Source organism: Sutcliffiella horikoshii (assembly GCF_008180725.1).
In the GTDB taxonomy this organism is placed as follows: Bacteria; Bacillota; Bacilli; order Bacillales; family Bacillaceae_I; genus Sutcliffiella_A; species Sutcliffiella_A horikoshii_B.
The window spans coordinates 90,647-109,398 of the sequence record NZ_VTEV01000003.1 but is presented as its reverse complement, the minus strand read 5'-3'; the positions used below and the strand labels follow the sequence as shown (position 1 = coordinate 109,398).

General features: G+C 39.1%; 18 protein-coding genes and 1 pseudogene. 13 read left to right on the top strand and 6 right to left on the bottom strand.

Annotated features, from left to right (window positions below):
* Positions 1 to 112: 112 nt before the first annotated feature.
* The gene (locus FZC76_RS07425) at positions 113 to 859 is read right to left on the bottom strand and encodes a YqfQ family protein (protein ID WP_262372479.1); all 747 of its coding nucleotides are present in this window, start codon (positions 857 to 859) and stop codon (positions 113 to 115) included.
* A gap of 288 nt (positions 860 to 1,147) precedes the next feature.
* On the opposite strand from FZC76_RS07425, the gene FZC76_RS07420 reads away from it, so the two are divergent.
* Positions 1,148 to 2,455 (top strand): DEAD/DEAH box helicase, encoded by a 1,308-nt coding sequence (locus tag FZC76_RS07420; RefSeq protein WP_148987629.1) that lies wholly within the window; start codon positions 1,148 to 1,150, stop codon positions 2,453 to 2,455.
* Positions 2,456 to 2,529: 74 nt separating this feature from the next.
* Positions 2,530 to 3,429 (top strand): deoxyribonuclease IV, encoded by a 900-nt coding sequence (locus FZC76_RS07415; protein WP_148987628.1) that lies wholly within the window; start codon positions 2,530 to 2,532, stop codon positions 3,427 to 3,429.
* 553 nt (positions 3,430 to 3,982) lie between these two features.
* On the opposite strand, the gene FZC76_RS07410 is transcribed toward FZC76_RS07415, so the two are convergent.
* Positions 3,983 to 4,240, bottom strand: a complete 258-nt coding sequence (locus FZC76_RS07410) for a DUF2624 domain-containing protein (protein WP_262372478.1) — start codon at positions 4,238 to 4,240, stop codon at positions 3,983 to 3,985.
* A 143-nt stretch (positions 4,241 to 4,383) separates the two neighbouring features.
* Between FZC76_RS07410 and FZC76_RS07405 the strand changes: the two genes are divergently transcribed.
* From FZC76_RS07405 to FZC76_RS22950, 5 genes are all read left to right on the top strand, one after another.
* Positions 4,384 to 5,793 (top strand): two-component system sensor histidine kinase NtrB, encoded by a 1,410-nt coding sequence (locus tag FZC76_RS07405; protein WP_148987627.1) that lies wholly within the window; start codon positions 4,384 to 4,386, stop codon positions 5,791 to 5,793.
* Positions 5,794 to 6,356: 563 nt separating this feature from the next.
* The gene (locus FZC76_RS07400; protein WP_148987626.1) at positions 6,357 to 7,139 is read left to right on the top strand and encodes a metal ABC transporter ATP-binding protein; all 783 of its coding nucleotides are present in this window, start codon (positions 6,357 to 6,359) and stop codon (positions 7,137 to 7,139) included.
* Entirely contained in the window at positions 7,139 to 7,978 is an 840-nt protein-coding gene (locus FZC76_RS07395) for a metal ABC transporter permease (protein ID WP_148987625.1), read from the top strand. Before FZC76_RS07400 ends, FZC76_RS07395 begins: the two co-directional genes overlap by 1 nt.
* Positions 7,975 to 8,385 (top strand): Fur family transcriptional regulator, encoded by a 411-nt coding sequence (locus tag FZC76_RS07390; RefSeq protein WP_148987624.1) that lies wholly within the window; start codon positions 7,975 to 7,977, stop codon positions 8,383 to 8,385. Before FZC76_RS07395 ends, FZC76_RS07390 begins: the two co-directional genes overlap by 4 nt.
* Before the next feature lie 119 nt (positions 8,386 to 8,504).
* On the top strand, positions 8,505 to 8,669 hold the full coding sequence (locus tag FZC76_RS22950; RefSeq protein WP_187441989.1) for a hypothetical protein: 165 nt from the start codon (positions 8,505 to 8,507) through the stop codon (positions 8,667 to 8,669).
* Between the two features lie 40 nt (positions 8,670 to 8,709).
* On the opposite strand, the gene FZC76_RS07385 is transcribed toward FZC76_RS22950, so the two are convergent.
* Positions 8,710 to 9,291, bottom strand: coding sequence for a hypothetical protein (locus FZC76_RS07385; protein ID WP_187441988.1), 582 nt, complete (start codon positions 9,289 to 9,291; stop codon positions 8,710 to 8,712).
* Positions 9,292 to 9,474: 183 nt separating this feature from the next.
* Between FZC76_RS07385 and FZC76_RS07380 the strand changes: the two genes are divergently transcribed.
* A complete protein-coding gene (locus FZC76_RS07380; RefSeq protein ID WP_148987622.1) occupies positions 9,475 to 9,885 on the top strand; it encodes a DUF4190 domain-containing protein in 411 nt (136 codons plus the stop codon).
* Between the two features lie 59 nt (positions 9,886 to 9,944).
* On the opposite strand, the gene ispG is transcribed toward FZC76_RS07380, so the two are convergent.
* From ispG to FZC76_RS07365, 3 genes are all read right to left on the bottom strand, one after another.
* Positions 9,945 to 11,051: a flavodoxin-dependent (E)-4-hydroxy-3-methylbut-2-enyl-diphosphate synthase gene (gene ispG, locus FZC76_RS07375; RefSeq protein ID WP_148987621.1), complete on the bottom strand. Its 1,107-nt coding sequence runs from the start codon at positions 11,049 to 11,051 to the stop codon at positions 9,945 to 9,947.
* 535 nt (positions 11,052 to 11,586) lie between these two features.
* Positions 11,587 to 11,937 (bottom strand): hypothetical protein, encoded by a 351-nt coding sequence (locus tag FZC76_RS07370; protein ID WP_148987620.1) that lies wholly within the window; start codon positions 11,935 to 11,937, stop codon positions 11,587 to 11,589.
* Positions 11,938 to 12,041: 104 nt separating this feature from the next.
* Positions 12,042 to 12,827 (bottom strand): DUF1189 domain-containing protein, encoded by a 786-nt coding sequence (locus tag FZC76_RS07365; RefSeq protein WP_148987619.1) that lies wholly within the window; start codon positions 12,825 to 12,827, stop codon positions 12,042 to 12,044.
* Between the two features lie 236 nt (positions 12,828 to 13,063).
* Here FZC76_RS07365 and FZC76_RS07360 point away from each other — a divergent pair.
* The 5 genes and pseudogenes from FZC76_RS07360 (at position 13,064) to FZC76_RS07340 (ending at position 18,622) form a co-directional block, all read left to right on the top strand.
* Positions 13,064 to 14,703 (top strand): annotated as a pseudogene (locus FZC76_RS07360) (Na/Pi cotransporter family protein).
* 74 nt (positions 14,704 to 14,777) lie between these two features.
* The gene (locus tag FZC76_RS07355; protein WP_148987618.1) at positions 14,778 to 15,257 is read left to right on the top strand and encodes a DUF456 domain-containing protein; all 480 of its coding nucleotides are present in this window, start codon (positions 14,778 to 14,780) and stop codon (positions 15,255 to 15,257) included.
* A 78-nt stretch (positions 15,258 to 15,335) separates the two neighbouring features.
* Positions 15,336 to 16,295 (top strand): 6-phosphofructokinase, encoded by a 960-nt coding sequence (pfkA, locus tag FZC76_RS07350; RefSeq protein WP_148987617.1) that lies wholly within the window; start codon positions 15,336 to 15,338, stop codon positions 16,293 to 16,295.
* Between the two features lie 139 nt (positions 16,296 to 16,434).
* Entirely contained in the window at positions 16,435 to 17,043 is a 609-nt protein-coding gene (locus tag FZC76_RS07345; protein ID WP_148987616.1) for a superoxide dismutase, read from the top strand.
* Between the two features lie 292 nt (positions 17,044 to 17,335).
* Positions 17,336 to 18,622 (top strand): MFS transporter, encoded by a 1,287-nt coding sequence (locus tag FZC76_RS07340; protein WP_148987615.1) that lies wholly within the window; start codon positions 17,336 to 17,338, stop codon positions 18,620 to 18,622.
* Positions 18,623 to 18,752 lie beyond the last annotated feature (130 nt).

Genomic DNA, 18,752 nt, shown 5'->3' with positions numbered 1-18,752 from the left:
ATAGGGATAACCCTCCTTACATCAAATAAGAGAGTGATAAACACTCTCTCACTACTTACCATCTATTATAGTATAAATAAGAAGGTTAGTACAAAAGAAGATATTAGGAACTTCAGATATAAAGTTTAGGTGCGGAACTGCCTGCTGGTTTTTCCTTTTCTTCGGGCTCTGTGGAAGTAGGCTTTTTTTTGGCCTTCTTCACTTTTTTCTTCGTATTGCTTTTCGCTGCACTCGCACTTGCGCTCTCACTTTCAACATCTTCCGTTTTTGCTTCATCCGTCAACTCGTTATCGTTATCAGTATCATCGTCATCATCAACATTTTTCAGTTCGTTGTATAGCTTGAGCATGGCAGGCATATTCCTTACAAGAGGTCCATATTGCTGAACCATCGGCACAACACCCTCTGCCATTTTTAACGCTTTTTGAACATTTCCAAGCATGCCTGTTAGGTTGTTTGGGTTGATGAGTTGCTGAAGGGTCCCTGCATTTGCGAGTTGACTTAGTCCTCCACCTGCGCCTGTATTGGCCAATTGACCAAGTCCGCCCATGTTCCCAATGCTTCTGGCTCCTGTTCTTCCAAAGAGTTTGGCAAGCAGTCCTCCGCCGCCTCCACCGCTATTTCCGCCGCCTAATAAGCCCATTCCTCTTCCTGCACCGCCACCCATAAATGGTGAAGATGGATTTCTCAACATTTGATTTGGCATATTGGACATGTTTGAATTGGGCATATTAAACATATTGAACATGTTATTCTGCGGCTGTTGCATAAACGGAGAGGGACCTGGACCCATGCGGAATGGGGAAGGCCGCATTGTTTGCTGCATAGGTGGCATCGATCGATTCGGTCCAAAAAACATGGTAATCCTCCTTTCTTTCGTGAAAAATTATCTTTTATATAATTGCCGGAATGTAAGTAGCTTTTCTGGTCTCCTATAATTTATGCGGATAGTGCTTGGCATGTTTATAGTCTGGGAAGAATGGGCACAACCGTAGTGTAGCCAAAAAACCAAAACTCCTTTATAATAGTTGTTTGGGGTTAAACAGAACGTATCGGAACAGGAATAACTCATAAATGAAAATAGAAACTTTAAAATAATGACATAGATACATATTCCATGCATGATTTTAAAAGTGGAGGTAAATACATGAATACAACGTTTGAAAAATTTAATCTAAAACCGTTCATTTTAGAAGCGGTAAAAGAACTTAGATTCCAAAAGCCGACAGAAGTCCAAGAAAGAATGATTCCTTCCCTATTAAACGGAGAAAGTGCCATTGGACAGTCTCAAACAGGAACAGGGAAAACACATGCTTACCTGATCCCTATTTTGAGCAAAATTGACCCATCTGTACAGGAAGTACAAGCCGTTATTACAGCACCTACAAGAGAGCTTGCTAATCAAATTTATCAAGAAGTATTGAAGATCACTAAATTCTGTTCTGGTGAAGACATGATTACTGCACGTTGTTATATTGGAGGTACGGACAAACAACGTACGATTGATCGCCTTAAACAACAGCCGCACATTGTAGTCGGAACACCTGGCCGTATAAAAGATTTAATGGTAGAAAATGCTCTTTTAGTTCATACTGCGAGATCAATTGTAGTCGATGAAGCCGACCTTATGCTTGATATGGGTTTCATTGAAGATATTGATAAGGTTGCTGCAGCAATGCCGAAAAATCTACAGATTATGGTATTCTCAGCGACGATACCTGAAAAACTGAAGCCTTTCTTGCGCAAATACATGGAAAACCCAAAGTACACACATGTTGCGCCTAAACAGGTGACTGCAGCGAAAATCAAACACCTGCTAATTCCGGTTAAATCTAAAAGTAAAACGAAATTATTGCATGATGTTCTTGTACAATATAATCCATATTTAGCAATCGTCTTTACTAACACGAAGAAAAAAGCAGACGAAGTGGCAGATGCATTGCTTGAACAAGGGTTAAAAGTAGGTAGAATTCATGGAGATCTTAACCCGCGTGAACGTAAAAAGATGATGAAGCAAATCAATGATTTGGAATATCAATATGTGGTAGCAACAGACCTGGCTGCAAGAGGAATTGATATTGAAGGAGTCAGTCATGTTATTAACTATGAGCTTCCTTCAGACCTTGATTTCTATGTTCACCGAGTTGGACGTACAGCACGTGCAGATTATTCCGGTAATGCTATTACGCTTTATGAACCAACAGATGAGAATGCTTTAGCTCAAATCGAAAAGTTGGGAATAGAGTTTACTCAGATAGACTTGAAAAACGGAGAGTTGGTGGAAATCGGCCAACGTAATAAACGTCAAAACCGTAAAAAACAAATTAATGAAATTGACGTTGCTGCGAAAACTGCTGTTAAAAAATCAACCAAAGTAAAACCAGGCTACAAAAAGAAACACAAATACGAGGTAGAGCAGTACAAAAAGAGACAACGCCGCCTAAAGAAAAGATAATCATGAGCAACACGGTAACCTTTCATGGCATCCTTATGATAAAATAAAGGCTGATTGTTAAAAGAGGTGATGTTATGGAAAACTTACTAATTGGATCCCATGTATCCATGAGCGGGAAAAAAATGCTGCTTGCTGCAAGTGAAGAGGCAGCATCTTATGGATCAAATGTATTTATGATCTACACAGGGGCTCCTCAAAATACACGAAGAAAAAAAATCGAAGACCTTAACATAGAAGCAGGTCTTGCACATATGAAAGAGCATGGTTTAAAAGAGATTATTGTACATGCTCCATATATCATTAATATTGGTAACTCTCAGAAACCTGAAACTTATGAGCTTGGAGTGAATTTTCTAGCTGAAGAAGTAAGAAGAACGGAAGCTATCGGGGCAAGACAGATTGTCCTCCACCCAGGTGCGCATATCGGTGCGGGAACGGAAGTTGGGATCAACCAGATTATAAAAGGGTTGAATGAGGCACTGACCAAAGAGCAGAATGTTCAAATTGCACTTGAGACCATGGCAGGAAAAGGCTCTGAATGTGGACGTACTTTTGAAGAACTCGCAGCCATTATTGATGGAGTTCATCTAAACGAAAAACTTTCCATTTGCCTGGACACTTGTCACGTGCATGATGCTGGGTACGATATTGTTAATGATTTTGATGGGGTCCTGAAGCAGTTTGACGATATCATTGGGTTAGACAGACTGAAGGTCCTTCATATAAATGACAGTAAAAATGCGTGTGGTGCTAGTAAAGACCGCCATGAAAACATAGGGTTTGGTCATATTGGCTTTGATGCAATCAATTACATTGTTCATCATGATCAATTAAAGCATATTCCAAAAATATTGGAGACGCCTTACGTCGGTGAAGACAAGAAAGACCGTAAACCGCCATACAAACATGAAATTTCCATGCTCAAAAACAAGCAGTTTGATGAAGAACTATTAACGAAAATTGTGAATGACTAATTAGAAAGAAGCAAGGGCCAGAAAAATGCCCTTGCTTCTTTTTTAAAAGATAGGCTCTGTTAAACACCGCTGTTGATTTACGCACTAGGCTTCCCTTTCCTAGGGGCATTTGGGGAGCCTCCTCAGGCTTCGCCTTCCGGGATCTCACCTGTCCCTTCCTCCCGCGGGCGTCTGCGCGCTTTCCACTCCAACCAACAAAGGACTTCATTCAACGAAGGGAATATGGAAAGTATCTACCCGAGTTAATTGAATAAGCAAGAACGTACCTTTTACGAAAATTTTCAGCTGTGAATTGGAGCAAATGGCGGAGACTCCAGCGGGGGAGAAACGGTAGGTTGAAACCCCGCAGTGAGGGAGGCCACTGAAAAACTGATAACGTAAAGTTTTTATTGATTCCTAGCTGTTGATTGGAGCAAAAGGCGAAGACTCCTGAGGGAGATAAAGGTAGCTTGAGACCCCTCAAGCACCTTCCCTAGGAAAGCGAAGCCATTTTCGGAAAGGAACAGCGGTGATTATCCAACACCTAAAGTTCTTTTATTCTTAGCTGATTTTCTTACTTTGTAAACTCCAAAAATAGCTGATTTACTTTTTTAGCGGTCTCGTGGCCAGTAATCTTTGCAACTTCCTTCATTAATTGGATTCTCTCGGACGTGTTAAATACATTCACTTTTTTGGACTGCAAAAGAGCAGCTACCTTTTTTGCCTGATCCAATGTCAAGGAGATGTTATATTCTCCGCTATACTTCATCAATTCTTCTGCCGTAATGTTATGAAGCTTTTTATTTACGATTTGCTGATAAATGTTCATCATATTATCCCTCCCATTTTAGCCTATGTTGGAAAAACAAAAAGGCTACCTTTACGAAATAATATGACAACTGTTGGGAAATTATTGTATAATTAAAATATTCCATTAAAACAAATGATATTCAAAGGTAACGAGGGGGAGTCACCTTGTCGTTTATAATAGATAAAAAAGAACAAGATATTTTTCAATATTTAAGTTCAGACCTAAGGCTAATCCTGAATGCAAATGGCTTTATTGAAGAATGGAATGAGAGAGCCAGCACATTTCTATCAGTGTTGGAAGAGAATCGTTCTTTTTTTCTCAGCTTCCCATCAAGCTATCGCCAAGAGGTTTATACATATTTGAAGGACATTTCCGATTCGGACGGGAAAGAAATTAAGAGAATTTTATTTCACCGGATAAACGGAAGTTTCTATGAAGTCGTCTATACAGGAATTCTTTCTGGAGAACGTATCTATCTGTCAGGACATGTAATTGAAAATAAGGATAGTTCTGTTGTCTTGCCACTTCATTACGGTACGATTGAACAATCATTAAAGGTAAATGAGTTTATGACTAACTCATTGGATATTGCTATATTAGTTCTTTCTAAAGGCGGTATGATAGAATACATCAACAACCGATGCTTAAAATTGTTAGAACTTGATGTTGGTGAAGACTATATAAACCTTGAATTCGATGATTTATTGACTCCTGTTTTTTTAAAGGATAAGTTATATGAGATCTATGAAGAGGTTATCCATAATAAGAAGTTCAAAGAAAGAATTTGCTATGACGATGAAGTGTTATACCAGATTCAAGGAATCTTATTTGAACGTTCGGAGAAAGTATTCTTTATCATTCATGACCGCTCCTATCAACAGAAATTTGAAAACCTCCTAGTATACAAACAACAGATGGAATCTGTCTCACAAATCTCTGCAGGAATGGCGCATGAATTGAGAAATCCTTTATCCGTTATCAAGGGGTTCATTCAACTCTCCCAAATCACGAACAATTGGAGTAAATATTACGATACCATCATGGCAGAAATCAATCGAATGAATTCCATTATCGAGGACTTTTTATCAGTATCCAGAAAAAAAGTAAAAAAGCAGCTTATCCAACCGCAATATATCCTTCAGTCCTTGGTTTATATTTTTCAATCAGAATGCTTATTACATAATATAGATTTCGATTTCGAAATTGATGAAGTAGATGATCAGGTATTGGTCAATGAGGCAATGATCAAACAAGTTATGCTGAATTTCTTAAGGAATGCGATTGAAGCGTACGCACCTGAACAGAAAAACAAATTGTTTCTATTGCGAGCCAAAAAATCGGATACCTTTTATGAAATTACGGTGGTAGATAACGGAAAAGGAATGGCCGAAGAGGTGTTGGATCGAATCGGTAAACCTTTCTTCACAACGAAGGAAAAGGGAAATGGCTTAGGCATTCCGCTATGTAAAAAAATAATAGAAGACCATGATGGCGAGTTATTTATCGATAGCAAACTAGGAGAAGGCTCCACCTTTTGTTACCGCTTGCCACTCATAAAGGAAAAGCCTGAATAGGGCTTTTTTTGTTTGAGCTTAGTTGTTATGTATGGATGAAGACAATGTCATCAAGGGAAAAGGTCTGGGAATGTCTTCAACTGGGGTATGAAGACATTCTCATCCAGGAAATTCGTCTGAGAGTGTCTTCATCTGGTGTATGAAGACACTCTCATCAAGGGAAATCGTCTGAAACGGTCTTCATCTGTGTATGAAGACAATTTCATCAAGAGAAATCGTCTAAATCAGTCTTCATCTTGGGTATGAAGACATGAAGACAATCTCATCCTGAGAATACGTCTGAACAGTCATCATCTTGGGTATGAAGACAATCTCATCAAGAAAATACTTCTGAGACTGCCTTCATGTGATGTATGAAGACACTCTCGGTAAGTAAAACTGTGTAAAATTGTCTTCATTGGGAGATGAAGACAATCTCGGCAATAAAAAACATATAAAATTGTCCTCATTAACAAATGTACAAGCCAAACTAAAACAAGTCGCTAATATTTACTTTTCCCACCACCTGTTGTATACTAACTTATTGTTATAAAATCGTAATGATTCTTATCTTTTAAGGTGTGATGAAATTGGAAAAAGTACTCGAAATTAAGGGACTATCCTATAAATATGAAAAACAAAACGTAATTGAAAATATAAATTTGAGCTTGCCAAAAGGTGCATTTCTTGGGCTAGTAGGACCTAATGGTTCAGGTAAATCAACACTTTTAAAGTGTATTCTTGGGCTTTTGCGCCCTCAAAAGGGAAGCATTGAATTGTTTGGTAAAGATATTCGCAAATTTAAGGATTGGAGCAAGATCGGTTTTGTCTCCCAAAAGGCAAACAGTTTTAATTCCGGATTTCCTGCAACCGTCTTTGAAGTAGTCTCAACAGGACTTGTTTCAAAGGTTGGCCTATTGCGTTTCTTCAACAAACAACACAAAAAGCAAGTATTAGAAGCTATACGAGCGGTAGGGATGGAAGATTTCACGGACAGAAATATTGGAGATCTATCAGGAGGCCAACAGCAGCGTGTATTTATCGCAAGGGCTTTAGTGAGTGAACCGGACCTTCTGATTCTAGATGAGCCAACAGTTGGAGTAGATATAAAAAATGTGCAAAATTTTTACTCCATGCTTTCCCACTTGAACAAAAAACTAGGCATCACATTAATTCTGGTAACACATGATGTGGGAACTATTACCGAAAAAGTGACACATGTGGCTTGCTTGAACAAACATTTACATTTTCACGGTGTGACAGATGAGTTTGAAAAATTACGCACAAATGACCTTTCACAGTTTTACGGGCATGATGTGCATGTTTTAAGTCATGATCACCATCACCATGATGGAGGGCATATGTAATGATATCAGCGTTTATGCAATTTGAATTTTTAAGAAATGCATTTTATACAGGCATCTTGATTGGCTTTTTAGCACCGCTATTAGGTGTATTTGTTGTAGTAAGAAGACTTTCTTTGATTGCCGATGCCCTGAGCCATGTGACCTTGGCCGGAATTGCAGCAAGCCTGCTTGTGGAAAAGCGATTCGGATTGATGGTCGGTGTGAGCCCAATTTATTTTGGGATGGCGTTTTCTGTGACTGGTGCACTGTTTATAGAAAAATTGCGAGGAGTGTATAAACACTACCAGGAGCTAGCTATCCCAATTATTTTATCATCTGGAATCGGTCTTGGAGTAATCTTTATTTCCCTTGCAGATGGCTTTAATACAGATTTATTCAATTTTTTATTCGGTAGTGTAAGTGCTGTGACAACTTCTGATTTTTGGACAGTTTTTATCGTAACGATTGGCGTGCTGCTTACCATCGTTTTATTTTATAAAGAGTTCTTTGTCCTTTCCTTTGATGAAGAGCATGCAAAGGTATCAGGCGTAAATGCACGAGTGTTTCATTTGGTTTTTATCATCATGGTAGCCCTCGTCATTGCTGCTTCTATGCGCATTGTCGGGATACTATTAGTTTCCTCTCTTATGACATTGCCTGTAGCTGCAAGCATGCGATTGAGCAGAGGCTTTAAGCAAACGGTCGTATTCGCGATCATTTTTGGTGAAATCGCAGTTATTGGTGGATTGATATCATCTTTTTATTTTGATCTTGCACCTGGAGGGACCATTGTAATCTTATCGGTTCTTATTTTAATATTCACCATTCTTTGGAATAAAGTAAGGGGTGTAAAAAAATGAATGTAACGCAGGCGCTCACTTTGATGAAAGACAAAGGATATAAATATACCGGAAAAAGACAGGAAATGCTTGAACTGTTTGCCAAAGAAGATAAGTATTTAACTGCAAAAGATGTGTTGGACTCCATGAAGGATAATTATCCTGGTTTAAGCTTTGATACAATTTACCGTAACCTTGCTGTGTTTGTGGAATTAGAAATACTGGAGAGTACAGAGCTTTCTGGCGAAAAACATTTCCGATTTACCTGCTCCACAAAACATCATCATCATCATTTTATCTGCATGCAGTGCGGAAAGACAAAGGAAATTGAAACTTGTCCGATGCAGGACCTTGATGATAACTTGAAAGGTTATGACATCACTGGCCATAAATTTGAGATATATGGTAAGTGCCCGGAATGTGTCTAAAGTAACAAATTTGGGATTATCTCATATATAGTAATTACCACCCATTTTACATGTGTGCCCTCTGAAAATGGGCGGTTATACACGAAATATGTTTTAAAAGATGCGTAAGGGTGTATGAGATGACAGCGAAGAGTGGACAGCTTTCCTCTTTAAAAAGAGAGGATCTTGTAGACATTATGATGATGATCCGCGATATGGGATCAAAAAGAACGGATATTAGCACTGAAGACTTTGTAAAGGCAATTGAAACAAAACTTCTGATGGCGATGTCTAGGTCAAAATAAAAAGGAGAGTGGATGTTAATTTATCCACTCTCCTTTACATTTATTGTGAAGCACTAATTGTTTGTAGTAACGATTGTACTTTTTTGTCTGCTTCTTTCCAACTGAAGACTCTGTGTACGTTTGCAGGAATCGGTTCCCTATTGTATGGAGTATCAAATAATATGACAGGTATATCACATTCTTCACTTATATCACAGGCATTATCGTGTTTATCTTCAAAGAAGAGTTCTATGTTATGTTTTTTTACTGCAGCAATTTTATTGTGTGTACCGATTAATTCTAAGTGGTCGTAATCAATTTCTTGCTTTGAAAACCAGTTTTGTGTGACTTCAAAAAGATGGTTTCTGCGGGCGCTGATAAAATAGAGATCAAAATCATCTTTCCATCGTTGTACAACTGATTTTGCTCCTGCGGCAAGTGGGGCATCTTTATAAATAATTGGTTCCATCTCGTCCATCCATTTCCAAAACCCTGCTTCATCTAAGCCCATAAGAGGGGTTAAATCATATTGTTTCATGTCATCTAACGTTATATTTTTATTTAGTGTTTGATTGATAAAAGGTACAAAAGTCGAAGGGCAGGTTAACGTCCCGTCAATGTCAATCCCGAATCTTTTTCTCATAATTGCCTCCAGTCCTATTGCTACACTTATTTTATCATATTTTGTCCTTTTTTCTGTTTATTTCTTAGTCAATTTACTGAAGTGAAAGTAACAAAACTTAACAAAGTTTGACACCCATGATTTTGCCTTGAGTTGTTCATACTAATTAATGCTCCTAACTTCTTAAGAAAGCGAGGGATACGAATGGCAAGTGAATTTGAGAAAAACGAAGAGAAACTTGACCGTTTTGATTCAGACTTGGCTTATGAAGAACCTCATGTTTCTAGAGCGAAAGGACATCAGGACTTTTTAGAAGAGCATGCAGCTGAGGTTGCAGTGCCTCCTGTTGTACAATCAGATAGAAGCAGAGAACGAGAAGCAATTTTTGAAGAAGAGCGCAGTGACGTAATGGGAATGAGTGGACGAGGACTGGGGATTTTAGGGTTAGCCTTATCAATCTTGTCGTTGTTCTTCCTACCGATCATTATGGGAGCTGCCGGTATTATCGTCGGCTTTATTGCCCGCAAGCGTGGGGCAACAGGGTTAGGAGCATGGGCAATCGGAATCGGTATCGTTTCCATTGTTGTTGGGATTTTTGTACTACCATTGTTTTAACACCACCTAAATGGTTCATCCATTTAAAAGGCAGCAAAAAAGCTTGGCACCAATTGGTGTCAAGCTTTTGCCTTTTCTTCTTCTTGTTTTGCAAAGTATTCTTCTGCAATTTTATCGATTTCCTTCTTTAATTCGTCCACCATGGTAGCTTCCGGCACTTTCCGGACAATTTCCCCTTTGCGGAAAAGTAGTCCTTCGTTACGTGCGCCTGCGATTCCAATATCAGCTTCGCGTGCTTCACCAGGTCCGTTTACAGCACAACCAAGGACCGCTACTTTAATTGGTGCCTTGATCGTAGAGATGTATTCCTCTACTTCATTTGCAATGCTAATTAAATCAATTTCAATTCGTCCACATGTAGGACAAGAAATAAGTGTTGCTGCATTAGAGGATAAGCCAAATGATTTCAATAGTTCTCGTGCAACCTTTACTTCCTCTACAGGATCAGCGCTTAAGGAAATACGTAACGTGTTCCCGATGCCCTTGCTTAGAATTGCTCCAAGGCCGGCAGCACTTTTTACTGTACCAGCAAAAAGGGTACCTGATTCTGTGATACCTAAATGAAGTGGGTAGTCAAAAGCTTTTGCTGCTTTTTCGTATGCTTCAATAGCAAGGTTCACATCAGAAGCTTTCATGGAAACAATGATATCATGGAAATCTAAGTCTTCTAATATTTTTATGTGGTGAAGTGCACTTTCCACCATGCCGTCTGCAGTAGGGTAACCGTATTTTTCAATGATACGCTTTTCCAAAGAACCTGCATTTACGCCGATACGAATCGGAATGCCTTTTTCTTTACACGCTTTTACAACGGCTTCTACTTTTTCGCGGCGCCCAATGTTACCTGGGTTAATACGGATTTTATCCGCTCCGCCTTCAATTGCTTTAAGAGCAAGCTTGTAATCAAAATGGATATCCACAACTAGCGGAATGTTTATTTGTTTTTTTATGTCAGCGATGGCATTAGCTGCGCGCTCGTCCGGACACGCCACACGGACTACCTGACAGCCTGCTTCTTCCAAACGTTTAATTTCTGCAACCGTTGCTTCTACGTCATGTGTCTTGGTGGTTGTCATGCTTTGGATAAATAGTTCGTTACTGCCCCCAATTGTAATGTCTCCAACTTTAACCGGGCGGGTTTTTGTACGATGTATTATTTCATTCACGAGTGAATCGCTCCTTTAGGAATGATCTACAGATCAAAACATCTTTCTTTCATAAGAGTAGCTTGTAATGAGAGAAAAAGCTAGTATTATCCACTAACTCCCAACATATTTTAACAATCGTATCTCCATCTGACAAGTGAAAAAGTTTCCTGGTGTCAGAAGACTGGAACAAATCGTTGATTTCCGTTCTAGGAGCTTCGCTTGCCTGTGGTCGGTCCGTGAGCTACTAGGCTGCGCCGAAGCCACTCATTAAGTTTTGATTAAGGTGTTAATTTTACACCGCTGTTGATTTCCGCAAATGGCTTCGCTTTCCTAGGGGCGGTGCTTGAGCCTCCTCACAACGCTTCAGGGGTCTCAAGCTACCGCTATCTCCCTCAGGAGTCTACGCCATTTGCTCCAATCCACAGCTAAAAGTCATTAAGTACATGAGATGTCGGTTTTTCAGTGGCTTCTTTGATTGGTATCACCTGTCCATTCCTCCAAGCGTCTACGCTCCTTCTACTTCAACAGATATAAAGGAAAAGTTTCCTGGCTGTTAGTAGACAGGAAACTTGTAGGTTTTGCCGATTTGGATTTTTTCTGGGGTGATGCCATCGTTTAGGCTTTGGAAGTCTTCCACTAGTTGTGTGATGGAGACAGGGATTGGTTTGTTTGCAATTTTTTCTGCAACAGTGAGTACGGTATCACCAGCTTTTATTTCAACTTCTATGTAAAGGTTGTTAGTAGGTGAGGATAGGGTGGAACTTTCTGATTCTGTATCAGGGTTAGTAACTGGAACAGGAGCTGCAACCGGTGCGGCGGGCTCGGGGATGGTGCCGGATGATAAATCATAATAGATGCTGTAGATGGTAACGAGAATTAGAGCTGCAACGAATAATCGGATCATTTTTTACTTCCCCCTCTGTCAAGCATACTTAACTATATGCTCGTCCAAGAAAAAAATAACAAAAAAACACCGACAAATTATGTGAAATTTGTCGGTGTTTTTTATTAATTGTTTGGAGTAGTCGGCTTTTTAACTTTAACTTCCTTAATAATAAGATAGAGTATAAATAGAGACACAGCAAAGCTTATTAAAGATGAAAATGGTAGTACTAAACTGCTTGCCTGTATAATCGTGAAAATTAATGTAGGAAGCGTGACCGCATACGCAGCCAATACCCATGTGTGGCGATACTGTAATTTATTCCTTTTTAACATATTCTTAAGTAATAACCCAAACAAACCTAAAATAGAGATTTGAACGAATTTGGTAGCTGCAAAGAATAAATAGCCTACTACAATTAAAACTGTAATAATGATAGGAAATGCGCTTCCCACAGAATCCATGAATTGAAGTAAGTCCTCTTTAGCAACTTCTGTACCCTGAAAATCACTTAATGGTACAAAATCGGTCTGTCCTGCTCCTTTAAAAATTATCTCCTTTGACTGGACGGCTACAACATCACTATAAGAGTTAATCTCATCTAACGATAACTCATTTTCAGGATCCAGGATAATAGTGAAACCTCCTTCATCTACAATGAAAGGATCTTCTACATCTGCAAAAAATTCTCCGTCCTGTATATAAAAGTCTGGGGTTTCGTTTTGCAAAAATTCTTCTGTACTATTAACTAATTTCACTGCACTAGTTCCAAAAGTAATAAACATGGGAATAGAAGATATAAGAACAAGAAAAAATACGTACAGGATGGTTTTACCTATTCCTTGAAAGCGAAAGGAGGCCATTGCTTTCGGGGAATACAAGCTCTTTACAAATTGAGAGAAAATATTCAATATCTATCAGTCCTTTTAAAGTAATATATCCATTTCATGTTATCTTAATTTGGGTAAGTGAACAATATATAATTGCATAACAGTCACTAATGTAAATTTCAAGTTACGGTTTGTAAAGATAATGTAAATTTATTATGAAGGGTATTTACATTAGAATCATATTAGGTTAATAATTGTATTTGGTTTTGTAGATTTTTGTCGATACTATATTGTTTTTGATTAAGGGGTTGAATGTATTGGACTTGGATGTTCAGAAGTTAATTTTTGAATTTATTGGTGGTCTGGGTATTTTCCTTTTCGGGATTAAATACATGGGTGACGGACTGCAGAAATCAGCTGGTGATAAGCTGAGAGATATTTTAGATCGTTTTACAACAAATCCGCTAATGGGTGTATTTGCGGGTATTCTTGTAACGGTCTTAATTCAATCAAGTTCTGGGACCACGGCACTGACAGTAGGTTTGGTTAGTGCGGGATTCATGACCTTACGCCAAGCGATTGGTGTCATTATGGGTGCAAACGTGGGTACAACTGTTACAGCATTTATCATTGGTATTAAAATTGATGAGTATGCCTTGCCGATCATTGCCGCAGGTGCAATCTTATTATTCTTCTTTAAAAACCAGAAAATCCAATACTTAGGTCAGATAGTCTTTGGTTTTGGTACATTATTCTATGGTTTGAAGATCATGGGTGGGGGACTTAAACCACTACGAGAGTTGCCGGCTTTCATTGATTTGACGGTAACCATGAGTGATAACCCAATACTTGGGGTAGTAGTTGGAACGGTCTTTACCGTTATTGTTCAGAGTTCAAGTGCTACTGTAGGGATTCTGCAAGAACTTTATGGACAAGGTGCTATGGATCTTAGTGCTGCATTACCTGTACTTTTGGAGACAATATTGGTACAACGATTACAGCAGTTTTAGCTGCTCTTGGGGCAAGCGTTGCTGCAAGACGTGCTGCTCTATCACATGTAATGTTTAATGTCTTGGGAACAGCCATTGTTTTGATATTGTTGATTCCTTTCCAAATGTACGTAGAGTTTCTCCAACAGATGTTAGACCTGAATCCAGAAATGACCATCGCATTTGCACACGGTTCATTTAACATTGCCAATGTGATTATTCAGTTACCATTCATTGGGTTACTGGCTTTAATTGTTACTAAAATCATTCCTGGTGAGGATAGCTTTGTAGAATACAAACCAAAGCATTTAGATCCAATTTTTATCGAACAATCACCATCATTGGCACTTGGACAAGCAAAAGAGGAAGTGCTTCGTATGGGTGAATATTCGGTTGTAGGACTCGAATCTACACACGAGTATTTAAAGACTGGCGTAACGAAGTACTCCGAACAAGCATATCAAGTGGAAGAAGCGATTAATAACCTTGATAGAAAAATCACAGACTATCTTGTAAAATTATCTTCAAGTTCTTTATCAGATAATGAGTCTGAAGAACATTCTGTATTAATGGATACAGTAAGAGATATCGAGAGAATTGGTGACCACTTCGAAAACATCGTCGAATTAGTGGATTATCAAATTGCAAACAAGGTAGAATTAACGGAAGCTGCTGAGAAGGATTTAGAGGAAATGTTCTCACTAACAGTTTCCACTGTAAAAGAATCTATTGAGGCACTTCGTTCGAATGATAAAACACTTGCAAATGATGTTCGTATGAAAGAAGATCAAATTGACAAAATGGAGCGCTCACTTCGTAAGAAACATATCTTACGTATGAATGAGGGATTATGCTCCGGCCAAGCTGGAATTGTGTTTGTAGATATTATCAGTAACCTTGAGCGCATAGGGGACCATGCTGTAAATATCGCAGAGGCAGTTTTAGGCGAAGATCACGAAACTTTATAATAGGTAAGAACGTATAAATAAACCAGACTCTTAAGGGTCTGGTTTTTTTAAAATATATGAAAGAGGGTTTTGAAGTGGAAATCTTGTATTGGACAATAATTATTGGATTATTTGTCATCGCTTTTGTTGGTCTCGTCTATCCTATCATTCCAAGTGTGCTCTTTTTAGTAGGTGGATTTCTTCTTTATGGTGTGTTTTTCTCCTTCGAAGAGCTGACTTTTATTTTCTGGACCATCACCGTATTGTTTGTCATTTTATTATTTGTCGCGGACTACTTTGCAAACCTTTTAGGTGTTAAAAAATTTGGCGGAAGCAACGCATCTATATGGGGTAGTACCATAGGGTTGTTGATTGGCCCGTTTGTGATCCCAATAGCAGGTATTATCCTTGGGCCATTTTTGGGTGCGGTCATTGGTGAACTGATGTTTAATAGAAATGGATTAAAAGCCTCCATGAAAGCCGGGTTCGGGTCTGTCGTTGGTCTCTTCAGCAGTGCATTGGTGAAGGGAATCATCCAGGGAATAATGATCATTGTGTTCTTTATTTTCATATAAACAAGGTTATACTAGAAGTGTTTGAAAAGGACATATTTGTGCTATAGCAATAATAGGTACGTAAAAGGAGTGAATGGCTTGAAAACGATTGGAGTTTTAACAAGTGGCGGAGACTCGCCTGGAATGAATGCGGCAGTAAGGGCTGTTGTAAGAAAAGCAATATACCACAACTTAAATGTATATGGCATCTATCAGGGGTATGCAGGACTTATGGCTGGTAATATAAAAAAGTTGGAGCTAGGATCTGTTGGAGATATCATCCACCGCGGCGGAACCGTTTTATATACAGCTAGAAGTGAAGAATTCAAAACCCTTGAAGGGCAGCAAAAAGGTATAGAACAGTTGCAAAAACATGGAATTGAAGGGCTTGTGGTTATTGGAGGAGATGGGTCTTACCGTGGTGCACAAAAGCTAACAGAACATGGCTTTCCATGTATCGGATTGCCCGGAACCATTGATAATGACATTGCTGGAACGGATTATACCATCGGATTTAATACAGCTCTTCACACAGTAATCGACGCTATTGATAAAATACGAGATACTGCAACTTCTCATGAACGAACATTTATTATTGAAGTAATGGGCCGGCATGCAGGGGATATCGCTTTATGGGCGGGGCTTGCAGGTGGAGCAGAGACCATTATCATCCCTGAGATAGGATTTAAACTTGAAGATGTAGTAGGACGAATAAAGAGTGGGCAAAAACGAGGCAAAAAACATACGATCATTGTCCTTGCAGAAGGCGTTAGCAGTGGAATGGACTTTGCTAAACTAATTGAAAAAGAAACACAATTAGAAACGCGGGTGTCGGTTCTTGGACACATTCAAAGGGGAGGAACACCAACTGCATTTGACCGTGTTTTATCAAGCCGCTTAGGTGGACGGGCTGTTGAGTTATTAATGGCAGGAAAAGCTGGAAGAGCAGTGGGAATGGAAAAAAATGAGATTGTTGATTATTCCTTTGATGAAGTATTCTCCATGCCTCATAAGATTGATGAAAGTATGTATCGCTTGTCCCAAGAGTTATCCATTTAGTAGTGGATAATTATTTTAAGCAAGGCAAGCAGATTAATTGAAAGATTGTACAAGTTTTGGTAATCTGAAACTAACGGATCAAAGGGGTCTTGCTTTTTTGGTTCGATTTTTATTACATAACAAATAGGAGGAGATAATTATGGCATACGAACTACCACAATTACCTTATGCATACGACGCATTGGAGCCTCACATCGACAAAGAAACAATGAACATTCACCACACAAAGCATCACAATACTTACGTAACTGGAATTAACGCTGCACTTGAAGGACAAGCAGAACTTCAAGGTAAAAGTGTAGAGGAGCTAATTTCCAACATGGATGCAGTTCCTGAAAACATCAAAACAGCTGTTCGCAACCACGGTGGTGGACACGCGAACCACAGCCTTTTCTGGAACATCCTAACTCCAGGTGGTGCTACTTCTCCAAACGGTGAATTGGCTGACGCTCTAACTAGCAAATTTGGTAGCTTTGACAACTTTAAAGATGAGTTTGCAAAAGCTGCAGCTACTCGTTTCGGTTCTGGTTGGGCTTGGTTAGTAGTAAACAATGGTGAACTTGAAATTACAAGCACGCCAAACCAAGACTCTCCATTAATGGAAGGTAAGACTCCTGTTCTTGGCCTTGACGTTTGGGAGCACGCTTACTACCTAAACTACCAAAACCGCCGTCCTGACTACATCAACGCATTCTTCAACGTAATCAACTGGGATGTAGTAGGAAAACTTTACAACGAAGCAAAATAATTTCTACCCCATAAACTCTCATCCATAAGTGGATGGGAGTTTTTATTTGGCATGTTGTCCTATAGCTGTTGATTGAAGCAAAAGGCGAAGACTCCTGAGGGAGATAGCGCGCGCTAGGTGGAGACCCCGCAGGCGAAGCCGAGGAGGCTCCAGCAGCGCCCCTAGGAAAGCGAAGCCATTTGCGGAAATCAACAGCGGAGTTAAACAGTTGCTTCAAGATGTTCAAAAATCAAAGTACATAACTCCCACTCCTTTAAGCCACAATAAACGTAGATAAAGGAGCGGGGTAATAATGGCAGCACTAAAAAAACTGATCGGCGATGTCGAAGTAAACAAGGACCTGATGCTACTCTTAATCATCGGTGGACTTTATTCACTAAGCATCGCTCTATCCAATACATTTGTAAATGTGTACCTCTGGAAGCAATCAGGCGAATTCAGCGACCTAGGCTTCTACAATTTGGCGATAGTCATTTTTCAGCCATTAACATTTATATTGGCAGGTAGATGGGCCAAAAAAATCGATCGTGTCATTGTGCTACGTTTAGGAGTCGTATTCTTAGCACTTTTTTATTTGTTTGTTTTGTTCATTGGAGACAAAGCCTCTACCTATTTATTGCTTTTAGGAGCACTGCTTGGCATAGGATATGGTTTCTACTGGCTTGCTTTCAACGTATTGACCTTTGAAATTACAGAGCCGGAAACCAGAGACTTTTTTAATGGATTTTTGGGGATATTGACTTCAGTCGGGGGAATGATTGGACCCTTTGCAGCTGGATATATTATCTCTACATTAGAAAAGTTTACAGGTTACACGGTGATCTTCACAATCTCCCTCATTCTTTTTTTTGCTGCAGTAATCTTAAGCCTATTTTTAAAAAGGCGTGGAGCAGAAGGAAGCTTTGAATTAAGACGTATACTGCAGGAAAGAAAAAATAATGCGAACTGGGGATACATAACAAATGCACACTTCTTCCAAGGATTACGTGAAGGTACTTTCCTTTTTGCAGTTTCTGTATTGGTATTTATTACAACGAACAGCGAATTGGCACTAGGAACGTTTGGATTGTTAAATTCAGCTGTCGCATTTGTCTGTTACTATTTGGCGACAAGGCTTATTAAGAAAGAGTTAAGGAAGAAAGCGATCCTACTTGGAGGACTAATATTGTATGGAGCGATTTTCTTTCTTATCTTTGAATTAACATACGTTAAGTTGCTCATGTACGCAGTAACTATCGCAATTGCCTATCCGTTGTTGTTAGTTCCTTATGTATCCTTAACCTATGATGTGATTGGCAGAGGGTGGAAAGCAGCAGAGATGCGCATTGAATATATTGTTGTCAGGGAAATCTTCTTAAATTTTGGGCGAATTACTTCTATTATCTTGTTTTTGATTGCTGTTATCTTTTTTGATACGCAAAAGAGTATTCCGATCCTATTGTGTGTGATTGGTGCGGGGCACGCATTAATCTATCCGTTTGTCCGTAAAGTAGAATTAGAACCCATTCCTTCTCCAAAGGAAGAACCACATCCAATTGTGACAACTTTGCGAGACGGGGAGGGAGAATCAACTCCTTAATAGGGATTTAATAATAGAAATTTATTGCGATTTCCTATACAATAGAAAATGACACAGGCACCTATACAGACTAGCGTAGGTGTCTCTTACTTTTTATAAACAAGTTGCTTAATTTAGCCACTCGAAATAA